We start from the raw sequence: 16,036 nt of genomic DNA, 5'->3' as shown, positions 1-16,036 counted from the left end.
TGGGTACAGTTGCTAAGTTATACATTATATTTATAATTAGAAGTGCAAAAGGGCAATTAAATGAATAATAAAAAGATATAAATAAAATATGAAATAAAACTAGGTGTTAATTATTTTACACCTAGTTTTTATAACGTATATACAAAGAAGAGATTTTATTACATTGTGTATACTGTGATTTCCATTTATAATGGTATATATATTAAGAATTCAAATTTTGTAGTTGTGGAATTATAATTTTAAATTTATGCTTATATATTCCTAGTCATCTAATGTATAGCTTAAAATTCATATACGAAAGTTGAGTTAGTTATTATATTGAATCACAATGATATTATGGGGGAGAGAAAAATGAATAAAAAAGTTTTGGCGCATATTTTAGCTATTGTACTTATGATAATATGGGGGCTTTCGTACTTAAGTATAAAGGTAATAGTAGGGGAGATTGAACCTACCTTATCTGCTTTTTACAGATTCCTTATTGCATTTATATTTTTAGCTATAGTCTATAAAGTTAAATATTCCCATGAAAAAGTTTTGAAAGAGGACAGGTTTAGATTAGCTATGGGTGGGTTGTTTGGAATAACTCTCTACTTCTTTTTTGAGAACTACTCCGTTTATTTTACATCCGCATCTAATGTAGCTATACTTATATCTACCATACCTGTATTTACTCTTTTAGTGCAAGGAGTAATTTATAAGGAGAAAATGACAATTTCAAAAGTACTAGGAGTAATTTTAAGTTTATTTGGGATTATAATTGTGGTGGCGTCTAAAGATAGGGTTAACTTATTTTCTAAAGGAAGTTTAGGGGATATTATGGTATTGGGAGCAGTTGTATCGTGGGTTATATATAACGTATTTTCGAGTAAATTCAAAGGAAATTATAGTAGTGCAACTATTTCTACTTATCAAGCATTTTGGGGATGTTTATTTTTAAGTCCTTCATTGTTTTTTTCAAAAGTTACAATACCTTCTTCTACAGTAATATTAAATATAATATTTCTATCTTTAATATGCTCTTGTATAGGAAGTATTTTATACATATATTGTCTTAAAAATTTAGGTGCTACAATTATAAGTACATACATTAATCTGCAACCTATAGTTAGTTTAATATCTGCAAGTATCTTATTAAAAGAAGCAGTTACAAAATGGCAGGTAATAGGATGCATAGTGATAATTTTAGGAGTGTTTTTAGTAAGCTTTGGGGAGAAAATAATTGTTAAAAAAATAAAAAGTTTATAATAACGTGTTGTAATTTAGCAACATATTTGATAAACTGTATACGAACGAAAAACAAATACGTGATTTGAGATACTTTAGCATTTTTATATAAAAGCCACTGGAGATTTTTAACCAGTGGCTTCTTTTTAAACTAATTTTATAGTGTCGGAGTATTTTAGTAACTATATAAATAGATTTACATTAGAATCTTCCGCTTCTCCCAGGTAATATCCAACTCCACCTATTTTAACATCATCTATAAGTTCTTCTTTTCTTAAACCTAAAAGATCCATAGACATTTGACATGCAACTATTTCTACACCATTTTTTATAGCAGATTGTATAAGTTCTTCTAGGGAAGAAACATTGTGCTTTTTCATTATGTTTCTTATCATTTTAGATCCCATACCTGCCATATTCATATTAGAAAGTTTTAGCCTTTTACTTCCTCTAGGCATCATATTTCCAAACATTTTTTCAATAAAATTTTTATTAACATTTACTTTTTCATCTTTTCTTAGGATATTTATTCCCCAGAAGGTGAAGAACATGGTGACTTTTTTACCCATAGAAGCAGCACCATTAGCTATTATAAATGAAGCTATAGCTTTATCTAAATCACCGCTGAAAACTACCATGGTTTTATTATCTTTTGAGGATATTTTGTCACATTTATCTGCAGTAGCTTCAGGAGTGTTTACAGATATTTTTTCTACATTTTTTTTAATTGTAGCAGTTATTATTCCTTTTGATTTTTCAAGATCTAAAAGATTATTATCTGTTCTTTTGCACCAAGCTTTTATGTCCTCATAAAAACCAGGATCTGAAGCAGTTACTTTTAATGTAGAGCCTTCTCTTATGGCATCAATAGATTCCTTAACTTTCATCAAAGGTCCTGGGCAACAAAGACCACAAGCATCTACATTTGTTACAATATCAGAAGGGGTTTCTTCTTCAGAAAGATTTTTTTCTTCTCTATTTATTTTGGAAGGTTTAAATTTACCTAAAGAGTAAACTTTATATCCTCCAGTTATATTTTTAGCTTTAAATCCATTGGCTTTTAGTATTCTTTCGGCAATATATCCTCTTAAACCAATTTGGCAGAAAACCCAAATTTCTTTATCTTTAGGCAGCCCTTCTAGTTTATTTCTAAGTTCATCTACAGGAATGTGCATTGAGTTTTTGATATATCCATTTTCTCTTTCTATAGCAGTTCTTACGTCCAATATTATGGTAGTTTCTTTGTTAAAGCCATCTACATCTCTTGGAAGGATTACTTCAGATTTCCCAGTTAGTACATTTTCTGCTATATATGCAGCTATATTAACTGGGTCTTTTGCAGAAGAATAAGGTGGCGCGTAAGATAATTCTAATTGAGTTAAATCTTCTACAGTTCCATTTAATCTTATAACAGTAGCTATGTCATCAATTCTTTTATCAACACCTTCATAGCCTATAGCCTGAGCACCTAATATTTTTGCTTCATCATTGAATATTAATTTAATAGTTATAGGACTAGCTCCAGGATAGTAGGAGGCATGAGATTGAGGAAGAGCATATATAACTTTATAATCTATATTTTTAGAGTTTAATATTCTTTCATTATTTCCAGTGCCAGCACAAGTTAGGTCAAATACTTTTATAATTGAGGTACCTTGAGTGCCTTTATAGGTACTTTTAATACCTGATATATTATCAGCTACAATTCTACCTTGTTTATTTGCAGGTCCAGCTAGAGGAATGGCTGTTTTGCTTCCATTTATAAAGTCTACAATTTCTACTGCATCTCCAAGGGCATATACATTGTCTATATTAGTTCGAAGATTTTCATTTACTATAATATGACCTTTAGAACCCATTTCTATATGGGTGTTTTTTAAGAAACTTGTGTCAGGAGTAACTCCAATAGCGGATATTACTATATCTGCTTTTACTTGAGCACCGCTATTTAAAGATACGGTTATACCATTTACATCTTCAATAAAAGCTTTTACTCCATCACCAAGTATTAAATTTACTCCGTTATCTTCTAATTCTTTTTCAGCAATGGTAACCATATCTGAATCAAATGGAGCCAATATGTGAGGTGCGGCTTCTACTAAAGTTACATTTATATTTCTATGAGTTAAGTTTTCCGCCATTTCTATACCTATATATCCGCCACCAACAACCACTGCATTTGTACAGTTAGAGTTATCTACAAAGGATTTTATTTCATCTGTATCATGTACATTTCTTAAAGTGAATATTTTATTACTCTCTATTCCAGGTATAGGTGGCTTAATTGGTTTAGCTCCAGGAGCTAATACTAAATAATCAAAAGACTCCTGGTATTGGCCTTTATCCTTGCTGTTAACTTTTACTTTTTTGCTCTCAAAATCTATATTACAAACTTCGCTATTTATTCGTACATCTATATTAAACCTATTATGCATAGCTTCTGGAGTTTGAACTAAAAGATTATTTCTATCTTTTATAACTTCCCCTATATAGTAAGGTAATCCGCAGTTAGCAAAAGATATATGTTCTCCTTTTTCAAACATTATTATTTGTGCAGTTTCATCTAGTCTTCTAAGTCTTGCAGCAGTAGAAGCTCCGCCGGCTACTCCACCTACAATTAAAACTTTTTTACTCATATGAATACCTCCATAAAAATTAAATTTTTAATGTATTTTACTTTTAGATATCTTCTGGAAAAAGAATTTTAATTAAAGTTATGGCTTTTTTATTACAAACTCTGTATTTTACTTCTAAGCCATTGCGTTCACCTTCTATTATGCCAGCAGATTTCAATTTATTAAGGTGCTGTGATACTGTAGATTGCGGCAACTGCAGACAATCTTGCATACAAGTTACATTGGCGCAACCTTTTTTTGATAGATTTCTAACTATGCATAGTCTTACAGGATGCGCTAAGGCTTTTAAGAATTCAGCATTTTCATTTAATATTTTTTCATTTTCTTTTGATATACTCATGAATTTTCTCCTTTAATAAATTTAAATTAAACAATTAATGTATTTAGATTAAGAAAATTTAACTAGGATCACATTGACAAAATATCATTACATATTAGTTTTTGTAAAAAAGTATAAATTATTTAACATCCTTATATCCATATATTACGATAATACAATATAATTGTCAATAAATTAACTATTGTTTTTAAAAAAATATGAAATGATTATCACACAAAAAGCATTAAATTACTTGAATTAAATTTATTGTTCTGAGCTCTTATGCAAGTCATGGAGGAGAAATTTCATAATTCCACCATACTGTACCCTTTTGTGATTTAATCATAAAACAACATAAAAAAAAGAGAAAAGAGGCAAAGCCTCTTTTTCAATATTAACTCCAGTATCTAGAACTTCTTTTTTTGTTTATTAAGTTTTTTATGAAAAATATTAAGCTGATTATTAGTACTAATACAGCTATTACCACAGCAGCTACAATTAAATATAAAAATAGATTACTTTTAAATATCTCTGTTTTAGAGATATTTGTGTATAAATTAAATGACTTAGTAGCTTCTCTTTGGGAGATAACAAGCTTTGCGACAGGTTTATCCCCATTTAAAGTTTTTAGAGATAAATCTTTTGCATCAATTTTTTTAGAGATTTCTTTTGAATTCACTTCATTATCGTAATAATTAACATTTTCTTTTAATATAAGAGGTACCTTTACAGATTTTTCAGGACCAAAAAATTTTAATGGTTTATATTTAAGAGTTTCTGTGGCTACTATTGAATCTTTTTTTAAGTAGTTAACTTTTTTTGCGTTGTAACTCCAGTCAATTATTTTTTTCATATCTTCGAATACAAAAGTATCTTTTGAATCATATATGGAGTTCATAACAACACCTAGAATTTTTCTTCCGTTCTTTTCAAAAATAGCTAGCAAACATCTTCCAGCATTAGAAGTATAACCTGTCTTACCACCAATACAAACAGCACCATTAACAGTTTCACCTACTAATTTATTTCTATTTTCTAGAGGTATGTTAACACCGTTTATAGACATGCTAGACTTTTTGGATTTCATTGTATTAGCAATCCAATTATTTTTTAAGGCAGCTCTGCCAAGAAGAGATAAATCGTAAGGTGTAGTATAATGTTCAACATCGTGAAGTCCATTAGCCGTAACAAAATGAGTATTTTTCATATGAAGTTTACTAGCTTCTTTGTTCATCATGTTTATGAAATTATCTACTGATTCCTTAGAATTTTCATCGTTTTTTCCCGCTTTTCCCACATTCCCAGCAATTACATATGCCATATCATTGGCAGAGAATAAAAGAAGGGAGTTCATAACATCTTCAGCAGGTATGGAATCTCCTTTTTTTAATTTAGCTGTAGGAAAATTAATTTTTAATGAGTATTCAGGTTGTTCCTCTGCCGACTTATTGTATTTTAAGGTGTTAAGACCTAATTTATCTTTATTTTCTGCAAAAATTAATGCAGTCATAAGTTTTGTAACACTGGCAGGATACATTCCTTTAGTATTTTTTGATTTTGAGTATTTAGTTCCATCAACATCCTTAGCGTAAATTATTTCTCCTGTTTCCATATCCAAAGTTACTGCTGCAGAACCGTGGATGGCTGGAGGAGATACCTGGTTATTTGTTTTTGCAAATACACTACTGCATGACGAGATTAAAATAGTTAATACTAAAACTAGAGAAAATCTTTTAAGTTTCAATTTCCATCGCTCCTATTAGTCTAATTTATTTAAGATTTACATTCTATAATATATCATTTTATAGTATATAGTACAAGTTAATTATGGTAACATAAATGTATAGTTTTACTATAATTATATATGGGTATGAATAAATAATTCAACTTTCGCAGTTATAAAATAAAAATATAAAATTTAAAATTAAGAATAAATCTCTTTTAGAAACTAACTCTAATTGAAATTTGCAGGTAAGTAATAGGTAATATCTAAGAAGTAAGAGTTAAGAAGTAGGAAGTAAAAGTTAAGGATAAAACTCAAGGAGTTTTTTATAATTAATTTGTAAGTAACAGGTAATAAGTAATAGTTGTGGTGAAAATTCAGCTTTGCTGAATTTTTTAAAGAAACTCTTAACTTTTACCTATTAGTTCTTACTTTTTCACTCTTACTTCTTACCTACTCTACAAATTCCTATTTTACATTCGAAATTTTAAATTAAAAACCCTTATTACTCTAATGTAGAGCTTGAACTTTATGTGGGAAAGTTGAGTTAATTAAATAGTTACATTTATTAGTGTTCACTTATTGGAAAGGATGAGAAAATATGATAAAAAAGATTTATGATATATTTCAAAAGAGAGAAGCTAAATTATTAGGTAATTACAGAAAAACTGCTGTTACTATATTGATAGATGATAGAGGAGAGAAGGAAAATATCATTTTTGAGGTTAGAGCATATACATTAAAACACCAACCTGGAGATGTGGCTTTACCAGGGGGAAAGGTGGAAAGTGAAGAAATGCCAAAGGAAGCTGCTATAAGAGAAACTATGGAGGAGCTGAATTTAAAAAAAGAGGATTTTGAAGTTATAGGAAATATGGACTATTTTATAACGCCTTATGGCACTATAATATATCCATTTATAGGAAGACTAAAGGGCGAAATTGAAGAACCAAATAGGGCAGAAGTGGAAAAAGTATTTAAGGTACCTGTAGAATTTTTTTTGAATACAGAGCCTTTATTATATAGTATGGAGATAGGCCCTACTAATAGAGAGGGATTCCCTTATCATTTAATAGAAGGTGGGGATAAGTATAAGTTTTCTAAGGGAAAGGTAGATGAATATTTTTATAAATATGAAGAATATGTAATATGGGGATTTACAGCTATGATTATAAAGGGATTTGTAGATATAATTAAAAAGAATAGATATGAATAAAAAGTAGGATATACGAATAAAGAACTTTATCCATGTATATCAGATCTAACACCGCATCTTAATTGTAGTGTTAGATTTAGTAATGTCATGGATAAGTTCTTTATATATTCTACCAATTCATTTAAGAAAAGTTTTATTTTACCTTTTCTTTTACCGTTAAGACCATAAATAAAGTGAGTGCTATAAAGGCTATATAAACAAATAAATATACTATAGATAGTAGGGAGGCAGTATAATAAAATTTTAAATATGTAAATATTGTTAAAGAAAGTATAGCCCAAAAGAGACATATATAGCTTAAAGTAGTATTTTTATTTTTCCAAGCTTGGGGATTTTTCATATTTCCAATAATTTTCTTTTTGCTATTACTATTTTTTGATGAGCTTACAAGTATAAATTTAAAATAAGAAAAAAATAGGAGAGAAATTATTCCCATTGCCAAAAAAACATAAGATAATGATATTGTTGTTATATACATATAAGCAATCCTCCTTTAATGAAAATTTTCAAATTAGTATTATTTTAACCAAAATTTATAAATATATAACTAATATGCAAATCAAAATTAAAAATAACTATGATTGTGAAATAAATTTAAATATTCTTAAAATTGTGTAAAAACGCTTTAAAAGCTATTAAATTTACTATATAATGGTACTATAATAAATTTGAAAGGGAGCGGGGTGGATGTGATGCTTTGTCCTTTTTTAACTACGGACAAGGAAAACATTGAGTGTTTTAGTGATTGTGCATTTTATGAACATGATATGAAAGATGGTAAATGTCCATTTAGAAATAGTACCAAATTAAAAGGATATAAAATTTTTTATGATAAGAATTTTGGGGATGACGAGTTTCAAGAACATGAAAAGTATATTAAGGAAATGTATACTGAAAATTATTAATTAGTTACAATATATATTATATATTGAATATAAAAAGTCGCTTTTTTATATAATTCAAAGCGACTTTTTATTAATTATATTCGATTAAAATTATTCCTCAAATGAAGCATTGTACTGATTTAAAAGATTATGCTTTAATTCCCAAAGATTTTTAGAGAGATCCACGTAATAGTGATGAGGATTTTCTAATCTTAAAACCTCTGGCCATAAAGATTCTAATTGCGTTTCAGCAAATTTCTTAATATCCATTACATTAGGACTATGATAAACTGGCTTACCTTCATGAAATATCTTAACTAATAACTCTTTTGCATAGAAGTTTTTAATTTTACGCCTTTTCCAAGTATAAACTGGATGAAATATCTCCAAAGGTTTATTTTCGTCTATAATTTCATCATTTAAAGTTATTAAATCTGCAATTGCCTTATCAGATTTTTTATCAAATATCCTATATATTTTTTTAAATCCAGGATTAGTTATTTTTTCGGCATTTTCGCTTATTTTAATTTTAGGTGATATTTCACCATTACTTTCTTCCACTGCTACTAGCTTATAAACGCCACCAAATACTGGTTCAGATTTCGCAGTTATAAGTCTTTCACCAACTCCAAAGCTGTCGATTTGAGCACCTTGTCGCAACACATCTTTTATTATGTATTCATCCAAAGAATTAGATGCAACTATTTTAACATCCGCATAACCAGCTTCATCAAGTATTTGCCTAACTTCCTTTGATAGATAAGTAATGTCTCCACTGTCAATTCTAACACCTTTAGGTCTATATCCCATAGGAGTTAGTACTTCATCAAAAACTTTTATAGCATTAGGGAGTCCAGATTTAAGCACATTATACGTGTCGATTAAAAGTACACAGTTGTCAGGAAAAGTTTTTGCCCAAGCCTCAAAGGATTCATATTCACTTTGGAAAAGCTGAATCCAGCTATGAGCCATAGTTCCTACAGCAGGTATCCCAAACATTTCTTCAGCTATTGTACAAGCAGTTGCACTACAGCCACCTATTACTGCTGCCCTAGCACCGTATATAGCACCATCATAACCTTGAGCTCTTCTAGAACCAAATTCCATTACTGGTCTATTTTCAGCGCTTCTGCAAATTCTATTAGATTTAGTAGCTATAAGTGTTTGATGGTTTACAGTAAGTAAAATCATAGTTTCTACAAATTGTGCTTGTATAATAGGGCCTTTAACTATAACTAAAGGCTCACCAGGGAATACAGGATTTCCTTCCGGAATAGCCCATACGTCACAAGAAAATTTAAATTCTCTTAAATAATCTATAAAATCTTTAGAAAAACAATTTTTACCTTCTAGATATCTAATGTCTTCTTCAGTAAACTTTATACAAGATAAATAATCAATTAATTGTTGTACTCCGGCCATTATGCAGTATCCGCCTCTATCAGGCACTCTTCTGAAAAACATATCGAAGTATGCTATTTTATCGCCTACACCATTGTTTAAATAGCCATTAGCCATAGTTAGTTCATAGAAGTCTACAAGCATAGTAAGATTTCTGTCATTTTTAACATCAAATTTATTTTCTTTTATCATAATACTCCCCTTCTTATAAATTAGTAAGTATATTAAATATATAACTGGACATATAGATTAAAAGTATACTATATTTATTTTGTAATAGAATGACATATTTATTTTAATACTAATACAAATTTATTACAACTCTTTATTCAAATTCCGAGCAAGTGTGAATTTAAAATCTATAAGGGAGATACATATACATGGAAATAGAATTAGACAAACATCAAAAGGAAGCTGTGTACTCAGAAGATAATAATGTCCTTGTAGTAGCAGCACCTGGTAGTGGGAAAACCACAGTTATACTAAATAGAGTGTTTTATCTAGTAAATATTAAAAAGATTAATCCTAATAATATTATAGTAATAACTTTTACTAAAGCTGCAGCTAAAAGTATGAAGAATAGATATTTAAGATTGTTAGAAAATATGCATGAAATAAATAAAAAGGTTCCGTTTTTTGGGACACTCCATGGACTTTTTTACAAAATATTAAAAAATCATTATGGAAAAATAAATATTGTAGAGGAAAATGTAGCTTATAGACTTATAGGAAATACATTGAAAAATTATTTAGATTCAGTTTCTGATGAAAAAATAAAGGAAGTTATAAATTTTATATCTAAGTTTAAAACTAGTGGTGAAGATTTAGAGAATTGTCACATTAATATAGATAAAAAGATTTTTATGCATTGCTATAATGTGTATGAAGAATACAAGAAAGAAAATAGAGTAATGGATTTTGATGATTTGGAAATAAAGTGTAAGGAACTATTGACCACACACAGGAATATATTGGATATGTACAGAGGATTTTTTAAATATATGTTAGTAGATGAGTTTCAAGATTGTGACAGTATTCAAATATATATATTAAAATTATTAAGCAAGGGGAACCATGTATTTGCAGTTGGAGATGAGGATCAATGTATTTATGGTTTTAGAGGAGCAAGACCTGAGTATATGGTTAATTTTCAAAAACACTTTTTCAATGGAAATAAAAAATATTTAAAAACTAATTATCGAAGTCCAGTAAATATAGTTGAAATGTCAAATAAGGTTATTTCTAATAATAAAATAAGAAATGTCAAAAAGGTAGAAGGAGTAAAAAGTAAAGACAATAACATAAATTTAATAAATACCTTTGATGAAAATCAGCAGGCAGCTGAAATAAACAATATAATACAAAAGCTTGTAAATATACATAAGTATAAATATGAAGATATAGCCATACTTTATAGGACTAATGTGGAAAGTAGAAGTTTAATTGATGAATTTATAAGAAAAAGTGTTCCTTTCAAGTTTTTAGATAAAAGCTATAATTTTTTTCAGCATTTCATATGTAAAGATATATTAGCTTATTTAAAATTAAGCATTAATAATAGAGATAAAAACAGCTTTGTAAAAATTATAAACAAACCTTTTAGATATATAAGTAAAGTGATTATAAATCAAATTAAAGATAATAAAGAACAGGTGGATTTATTTGAATATTTAAAGTCTATAGATGAAATACCTATATTCCAACTTAAAGTAATAGATAGATTAAAGAAGGATATAAATTATTTAAATATAATATCATTGGAAAGTGCTATTAATTATATCATGGTAGCTATAGGATATAATGAATATTTAAGAAAATATAGTAGTAAATTTAAAATACCTATGGAAGAATTAGAGGAAATAGTAGAGGAGTTTAAACTAGCTTGTAAAGATTATAAAAACATAAATGAATTCTTATGTCATGTAGAAAGTGTTGAGGAAAATATTAAAAACTCCAATGAAAAAGAAAAAAATGGGATAATATTAAGTACCATACATGGAGTTAAAGGAATGGAGTTTGAAAATGTTTTTTTAATTAACTGTAATGAGGGGTTAATGCCACATAGTAATAATAATGGAGATGCTTTAAGTTTAGAAGAGGAAAGAAGACTGTTTTATGTAGCTATAACTAGGACAATAGATAATATATGGTTGTGTATAACAGAAAATATAAAAGGAAATAGAAGGGGAGTTTCTAGATTTATAGATGAATGCAGTTTACAGGAGCAGAAGAATAAAGACTATATTAGAGAAGGGATGGAAGTAGTGCATAAAGTTTTTGGAAAAGGTAAAATTATAGAGGTAGGAGATAAGTATCTATCTATTATGTTCAATGATGAAATTAAAAGAAAATTTGATACTATATTAACCTTAAATAGTGGATTATTAAAGGTTCAATAAATACAAATCATTCCATACATGCAAACAGCTAAAATATGTATGGAGGTATGGAACGAAAATGGCTAAATTAAGATTGAAAAACTTGAATAAAACAACACAAAAAACTATAGGAGAAATTTACGATGACTATTTAAATTACTGTACAAGCATAGGACAGAGGGAGAATACAATTAAATCTAAAGAGAATTTTGGAAGATACGTATTAACTAAAGTTGTTAACATGGAAGACAATATACAAACACTTACAAAAAACAAGATACAAAACTATATAAATTTTATGAGAAAAGAAGGTTATAAAGGAAATACGTATAAAACTTTTACTATTAAATTAAGAGCGTTTTTAACTTATTGCTTCGATAATAATTATTTAACAAAATTTAATATAAAAATACCAAATACTTTATTAGAAAAGAAAAAAATATATACAGAAGAAGAAGTATTGAAATTGTTAAAGAAACCTAATACAAATACTTGTTTAGTGGGAGATTTTAGAAGTTGGGCAATTTGTTCATTCCTTTTGGGGACAGGCTGTAGAGCTGAAACTCTTTTAAATGTACATGTGGAAGATATAGATTTTAACGTAGATAGTATTTTATTTAGGCATATGAAAACTAAAAAGCAGGTAACAGTACCTTTGTCTAATACTTTAAAAGTTACATTGATGGAATATATACAAAGAATGGGACTAAAGCAGGAAGATTATTTATTTCCATTATTGAATGGAGAAAAAATGAATTATGATACCTGTCACCAAAATTTAAAAAATTATTTTAGACATAGAAAAGTAAAATTTCATGGAATCAATACATTTAGGAATACATTCGCAACAATGTTTATTAAAAATGGCGGTGACATATACCGTTTAAAGGCTATTTTAGCCCATTCTAACATCAAAACAACAGAAAGGTATGTCAATCTATTACCATTGGATTTAAGCGAAGATATACAACAATTTAATCCTTTAGACGTATTATCTAAGAAGAGCAGAAAGATGAGAATGCAAAGAGGAGGTAGAAGATAATGACTAATTATACTATTATACAAAACGAAACCATAACCTCCTATTTGTCAGATAAAGGATTTAGATTGTATTCTCTACTTCAAAGCATGTGTTATGCTGAAAAAATTTCATGTTACCCTTCACAGGCTTATTTAGCATGTGCTTTAAGATGTAGTGTTAGAACTATTCAAAGAGCGTTAACAGAATTAAGAGATAATAAGCTAATTACAGTGTGCAGGAGAGGTTCTACAAGTAATCTATACACACTAGTTCGGAAGAAGATTAATAACGCCGTAGACCGTTTAAAAAGGGCGGTAAAAGGTAAAGGTGAAGTTGATAGCAACACGTTAAAGGATAAGGATGCCCTAAAACAGGGCAGTAATTCTAAAGTGCATAATATGCATAATCAAAAAAATTATTATAACTACAAGAAATCCAATACTTTTAACGACTATACTCAAAGACAGTATGACTTTAATAAGCTTGAACAGGCTTTACTTGGGACACAGGGAGTGACCGAGTTTTCTGACTTGTTGTTAGAGTAGTGGACAAGGTAGTCGGAACGAGAATAAAAAAATAACTAAAGTCCCGCTAGAACCTTAGTTATTACAATTTAATAGTTACTGTATTTCTTGACAGAAAATGAATTAATGTACACTTATATTATATACATTTTTTTTGAAAATATCAAATATAAGTGTATTTGCCATGTAAAAAAATAAATCAATTTTTCAATCCTTCAAAAGGATTAGCTTATTAAATAGTATTATAGACTATATAACGCATTAACTTGTATAGTGTCTAATACTATTTTTTATTATGTACGGAAGTTATCCACAGATATTTGGCTTGTTCCAAACTGGACTATACAAAAATGTCGTATCGTACGCGACAAGTTGAACGGTACAAAAGTGACATGGTTGCTATACAAATAATTGTTAAACGTCAAATTTCTCCTAATTTAAACGTCAGTTTATTTCTATAATTATAGTACAATTTACGTCAAATTATTTCTACAAAATCACTTTATTTTTAATGAAAAATCATTTTGCACCTAAAAGAAAAAGGAGCTAGCGCTCCTTGTGATTTTAATGCAGTGATATTTCATTGGCGGCAGCCATTATTATATCAGTATCGATTACGTTTTTTTCGTGCTGCGCACCTATTATTAAAGCCTTAGTTAATATCATATTTAAGCGTCTTATAGAGCCAGCACAGCTTCTATATGCAGCCAAAACAGCATTATTATCAAATATTTCTGGCGAAGCCCCTGCTAATGATAATCTAGAATTAATATATTCTAAAGCTTCAATTTCAGAAAATCCTTCAAAATTATAATTTATTATTATTCTTTGTTTTAATGCCTCGTGTATCTGCTTTTCTAAGATATTATTTAACACAGGTTGTCCTATCAAAACTAAGGAAAAGCAATCTTTTGAGTCCATAGAGAAGTTCATAAGTAGCTTTAAATCCTTTAAAATATCATTATTTAGATATTGTGCTTCATCCCAAACTAATATATAATGCACACGTTTATCTGTACTCATACTTTCCATATAGTCTTTTATGCTCTTAAACATGTCAGATTTACGAGAAGAAGGTTCAATTCCTAAGGAGATGCAAAATTGCCTATAGAACTCAGTAGTAGTTACAGTGGTAAAGCAAAGATATATAACCTTTGTTAAATTAGGGTTTACTTTTTTAGCAAAGCACCTTAAGGCAAAGGTTTTTCCACTACCTGGTGAAGCTGTAAATAAGCCGATTCCCCTAGCTTCATTAAGATACTCAAGTCTTGATATCATCTCTTTTAGATCATTTGACATATAGGCATCTTTTTCTTTTATGCCTTTTTCAAATGGATTCATTGTCATACCATAAAATTGTTTAAACATTTTTAACACCATCCTTTGAATAGTCTATAGTAAATGCATTCCTGCGTTTGGTTTTACCATTTTCAATCTTATTTGTTTTTCTAATGCTGTATTTAGCATTTTCATAATATACATATGCATTATCCATATCATCAGGTAAATATCTTACTTCAACTTTCTGTCCTATAAATTGCATAGGTACATCATAAGATATTTTATCAATGCTTATGGTTGAGTCATTATTAACTCTTCGTTGTATGCGATTCATAAAGCAATTATCCAGCCACTCACTATCAGTAGCTACCTTAACATGAGCTAAATCGCTTTTATATCTATCGATCGGACGTTGAGATGTAGCTGAATGTACTGTTACATTATGCTTGTTTATATATGCGAATAGCTCATCATTTAGCTCCGCTAAGGAGGATATAGATTCTACATCTAGAGTGTTTAGCCATCTACTTTTTAATGTTCTAAAATTTCTTTCTACTTTTCCTTTGGATGCTCCATCCCTTACCATAGTGTGCAGTTCTACTATTCCAAGAGATCCACAGATAAGACTTAATTGCTCATTTTTATAAGGAGAACCGTTGTCCAAGTAAAGTTTATTAGGTATGCCATATCTAGCGATAGCTTCTTTAAGTACCTTTTGAAAATTATAAGAGTTATCATTGTAAAAGAATCTTCCGCCAACGATAAGTCTTGATTTATCATCAATTAGCATAATTAGATATGTTCTTTTACGTATGCCATTTTCAGTAATATACGGGCCATAGCATGTATCACCTTGGTACATGCCAGTTGCAAACTCTTCTTCAAAGGCTTTTCTATCTTTCATATTTATGCATCTAGCAGATTTAAGATCATTATTTTTTATAAATCTTTGAACTGTAGATAATGATATATTTTTTTCATTGATAAAGCCATCTTCGATAAGTTTATGATATATAAGAGTAGCATTAATTTTAGGAAATGCATTTTTTAGCATATATATCTGTTCTATAGCTACATCATTTAACTTTCTGGTTTTCCCTATGTCGCTACGCGTCTTCGGTAGAAGGGCATCAAAACCAAACCTATTATAATCTGATTCCCAATTAGATAGTGTTCCAGGACTATATAAAACTGACTTACCGTTAGGTAATTTTACAGGAGTAGCAGCAACACGTCTATAGTAAGCAATTTTCGAGCTTTCAGTATAAGTATTATTTATAGCTGGAGCTATTAGTGCTAGTCTAATAGAAGCTATTTCAATCATTTCTTTGTTATTCATTTCAACATCACCTCTATAAAAATGCTATCATGGGGAAATTATAATATCCATTATCGTATTAAGTGGTATATATAAAATAAAATAAAA

The 16,036-nt window shown here is 28.9% G+C and carries 12 protein-coding genes; 6 read left to right on the top strand and 6 right to left on the bottom strand.

Translation table 11 applies throughout. The features are described from left to right. Positions 1–351 precede the first annotated feature (351 nt). Positions 352–1,248 (top strand): DMT family transporter, encoded by an 897-nt coding sequence (locus tag CC89_RS08130; protein WP_035290971.1) that lies wholly within the window; start codon positions 352–354, stop codon positions 1,246–1,248. Between the two features lie 161 nt (positions 1,249–1,409). Here CC89_RS08130 and CC89_RS08125 read toward each other — a convergent pair whose 3' ends face one another. The 3 genes from CC89_RS08125 to CC89_RS08115 all read right to left on the bottom strand — a co-directional run bounded on the left by CC89_RS08125 (position 1,410) and on the right by CC89_RS08115 (position 5,926). Continuing rightward, a complete protein-coding gene (locus CC89_RS08125) occupies positions 1,410–3,863 on the bottom strand; it encodes a CoA-disulfide reductase (protein ID WP_035290970.1) in 2,454 nt (817 codons plus the stop codon). Positions 3,864–3,906: 43 nt separating this feature from the next. After that, the gene (locus tag CC89_RS08120; RefSeq protein WP_035290969.1) at positions 3,907–4,203 is read right to left on the bottom strand and encodes an ArsR/SmtB family transcription factor; all 297 of its coding nucleotides are present in this window, start codon (positions 4,201–4,203) and stop codon (positions 3,907–3,909) included. A gap of 373 nt (positions 4,204–4,576) precedes the next feature. Further along, positions 4,577–5,926 carry a D-alanyl-D-alanine carboxypeptidase family protein gene (locus CC89_RS08115; RefSeq protein ID WP_035290968.1) on the bottom strand — a complete coding sequence of 450 codons (1,350 nt, stop codon included), beginning with the start codon at positions 5,924–5,926 and terminating at the stop codon, positions 4,577–4,579. A gap of 580 nt (positions 5,927–6,506) precedes the next feature. Here CC89_RS08115 and CC89_RS08110 point away from each other — a divergent pair. Further along, complete coding sequence (locus CC89_RS08110) at positions 6,507–7,121, top strand: NUDIX hydrolase (protein WP_035290967.1); 615 nt, start codon at positions 6,507–6,509, stop codon at positions 7,119–7,121. A gap of 692 nt (positions 7,122–7,813) precedes the next feature. Continuing rightward, positions 7,814–8,026, top strand: coding sequence for a hypothetical protein (locus tag CC89_RS08100; protein WP_035290964.1), 213 nt, complete (start codon positions 7,814–7,816; stop codon positions 8,024–8,026). A gap of 90 nt (positions 8,027–8,116) precedes the next feature. Here CC89_RS08100 and CC89_RS08095 read toward each other — a convergent pair whose 3' ends face one another. Continuing rightward, on the bottom strand, positions 8,117–9,598 hold the full coding sequence (locus CC89_RS08095; RefSeq protein ID WP_035290963.1) for a nicotinate phosphoribosyltransferase: 1,482 nt from the start codon (positions 9,596–9,598) through the stop codon (positions 8,117–8,119). Positions 9,599–9,786: 188 nt separating this feature from the next. On the opposite strand from CC89_RS08095, the gene CC89_RS08090 reads away from it, so the two are divergent. From CC89_RS08090 to CC89_RS08080, 3 genes are read left to right on the top strand one after another with little or no spacing between them, the layout of a single operon-like run. Next, positions 9,787–11,805, top strand: a complete 2,019-nt coding sequence (locus CC89_RS08090) for an ATP-dependent helicase (RefSeq protein ID WP_035290962.1) — start codon at positions 9,787–9,789, stop codon at positions 11,803–11,805. Between the two features lie 58 nt (positions 11,806–11,863). Continuing rightward, the gene (locus tag CC89_RS08085; RefSeq protein WP_035290961.1) at positions 11,864–12,826 is read left to right on the top strand and encodes a tyrosine-type recombinase/integrase; all 963 of its coding nucleotides are present in this window, start codon (positions 11,864–11,866) and stop codon (positions 12,824–12,826) included. After that, positions 12,826–13,350, top strand: coding sequence for a helix-turn-helix domain-containing protein (locus CC89_RS08080; protein ID WP_035290960.1), 525 nt, complete (start codon positions 12,826–12,828; stop codon positions 13,348–13,350). The genes CC89_RS08085 and CC89_RS08080 overlap by 1 nt, the downstream gene beginning before the upstream one ends. 543 nt (positions 13,351–13,893) lie before the next feature. Here CC89_RS08080 and CC89_RS08075 read toward each other — a convergent pair. After that, the gene (locus CC89_RS08075; protein ID WP_035289163.1) at positions 13,894–14,697 is read right to left on the bottom strand and encodes an ExeA family protein; all 804 of its coding nucleotides are present in this window, start codon (positions 14,695–14,697) and stop codon (positions 13,894–13,896) included. After that, entirely contained in the window at positions 14,690–15,949 is a 1,260-nt protein-coding gene (locus CC89_RS08070; RefSeq protein ID WP_035289160.1) for a DDE-type integrase/transposase/recombinase, read from the bottom strand. Before CC89_RS08070 ends, CC89_RS08075 begins: the two co-directional genes overlap by 8 nt. Positions 15,950–16,036: the final 87 nt, after the last annotated feature.

Source organism: Clostridium sp. KNHs214 (assembly GCF_000744935.1).
Lineage (GTDB): Bacteria > Bacillota > Clostridia > Clostridiales > Clostridiaceae > Haloimpatiens.
Note: the sequence above shows the minus strand (reverse complement) of the source record. Positions and strands in the feature narration are given on the sequence as shown.

Bases quoted from the DNA above. Each gene is read 5' to 3' on its own strand.
- CC89_RS08130 (WP_035290971.1), top strand. From the start codon at position 352: ATGAATAAAAAAGTTTTGGCGCATATTTTAGCTATTGTACTTATGATA.
- CC89_RS08125 (WP_035290970.1), bottom strand. From the start codon at position 3,863: ATGAGTAAAAAAGTTTTAATTGTAGGTGGAGTAGCCGGCGGAGCTTCT.
- CC89_RS08120 (WP_035290969.1), bottom strand. From the start codon at position 4,203: ATGAGTATATCAAAAGAAAATGAAAAAATATTAAATGAAAATGCTGAA.
- CC89_RS08110 (WP_035290967.1), top strand. From the start codon at position 6,507: ATGATAAAAAAGATTTATGATATATTTCAAAAGAGAGAAGCTAAATTA.
- CC89_RS08100 (WP_035290964.1), top strand. From the start codon at position 7,814: ATGCTTTGTCCTTTTTTAACTACGGACAAGGAAAACATTGAGTGTTTT.
- CC89_RS08095 (WP_035290963.1), bottom strand. From the start codon at position 9,598: ATGATAAAAGAAAATAAATTTGATGTTAAAAATGACAGAAATCTTACT.
- CC89_RS08090 (WP_035290962.1), top strand. From the start codon at position 9,787: ATGGAAATAGAATTAGACAAACATCAAAAGGAAGCTGTGTACTCAGAA.
- CC89_RS08085 (WP_035290961.1), top strand. From the start codon at position 11,864: ATGGCTAAATTAAGATTGAAAAACTTGAATAAAACAACACAAAAAACT.
- CC89_RS08080 (WP_035290960.1), top strand. From the start codon at position 12,826: ATGACTAATTATACTATTATACAAAACGAAACCATAACCTCCTATTTG.
- CC89_RS08075 (WP_035289163.1), bottom strand. From the start codon at position 14,697: ATGTTTAAACAATTTTATGGTATGACAATGAATCCATTTGAAAAAGGC.
- CC89_RS08070 (WP_035289160.1), bottom strand. From the start codon at position 15,949: ATGAATAACAAAGAAATGATTGAAATAGCTTCTATTAGACTAGCACTA.